The sequence below is a fragment of the Pedobacter cryotolerans genome, assembly GCF_005116475.1.
In the GTDB taxonomy this organism is placed as follows: Bacteria; Bacteroidota; Bacteroidia; order Sphingobacteriales; family Sphingobacteriaceae; genus Pedobacter; species Pedobacter cryotolerans.
In genome coordinates this window covers 1-1,321 of sequence record NZ_SWBO01000028.1, presented here as the reverse complement: position 1 = coordinate 1,321, position 1,321 = coordinate 1, and the positions used below count along the sequence as shown (strand labels likewise).

1 protein-coding gene is annotated in these 1,321 nt (G+C 36.5%); it reads right to left on the bottom strand.

The annotated features are described in order from the left end of the window. Positions 1–30: 30 nt before the first annotated feature. The gene (locus FA045_RS18750; RefSeq protein WP_136878600.1) at positions 31–1,053 is read right to left on the bottom strand and encodes an IS110 family RNA-guided transposase; all 1,023 of its coding nucleotides are present in this window, start codon (positions 1,051–1,053) and stop codon (positions 31–33) included. Between the last annotated feature and the right edge of the window lie 268 nt (positions 1,054–1,321).

Sequence of the window (1,321 nt, the reverse complement as noted above, 5' to 3'; positions counted from 1 at the left end):
TCAGCATGATTGTTATGATATATACAAGTATTATGCTGCCATTTTATAATTATTTTTGAAAGGCGTTTGATTTTTTACCACAGCTGCTACCCTAAGCACTATTTTATTTCGAACAGCATTTAGAACTGCCATGCTATGCTTGCCTTCATCCTTTTTTCTGTTGTAATAATTTTTGATTTCTGGATTGTATTGGATAGCAGATAATGCACATAGATGCAACAGTCTTTTTAGTTCCTTGTTGGCCATTCTATGAACCCTGGTTTTGCCTTTAATACTGATGCCACTACTATGTTCAAATGGTGCTACACCAGCATAACAGGCCAGTTGTTTTCCGCTGGGATTACCTGCAAAGTTTGCTGTGCAGCCTATAAGATATACAGCTGTTACATGTCCTATTCCCGGGATACTGATCAGCAACTTATAATTGCTTTTAAATTCCTTATCCCCGTCTATTATTTTCTTGATTTCACTCTCAATATCCTTGATAGATTTAGCAATACCATCAATAGCCGATTTCAGTGATCTCTCAACCAATTTCTGATGTGTTTTCTCGTTTACATTCCCTAGTTCTTTGATTGAAACCCTTAGGCTTGTTATCTGTTTGAGTAGTTTTGTTCTGGCAGAGATAAAGTCTTTAAGGTGCAAAAGAGCAGGGTTTAAAGGTGCTGTAGCCGCTAAAGAATCCGATTCCCTGTAGGCATAGTTGCATAAACGGACACTGTCTATTTTATCATTCTTTCCTCTGGCTATGCCAAAGCTCCACTTGATATTTGCCGCATTGCCGATGTGGATAGGCAGCTGATTTTTGCTACAGAAAGACCAGATTAAGCGATGGTAGATACCTGTGTTTTCGATAACAACAAGGGATTGTTCATTATAGCTTACTCTGTGTGTCTTGAGCCATTTATCAAAGCCTTTAATACCTGCGGAATTATTGTCAAAGTGGGCAGTTTCAACGGACTGTTTTATATGGTCAATTACAACCATTAGTGAAACGTCAAAGTAAGGTTTTGAAACATCAATACCAATAAAAAATTTTGTGCTGCTAATCATCCTGTTATTTTTTATGTTTGTAATGTTTACCTAATTCCAACCCATCGATCCAAGTCCTTAATAATGGGTAATGCCCTAATTGTTATCTGGTCACTAAGGGAGAAAAATCGGTAGCGGATTGCATCATGCTATAGGTATAAAAACCTTGACAAAACGTTAATGTGCCGCTACCGATTAGGTAATCTTTTTAATATTTTATTCAAGGCTAAACTAATTGTAAATCCAATTAATCCATAAATAAGATACTGTTACAAATCTAAAGGACAAA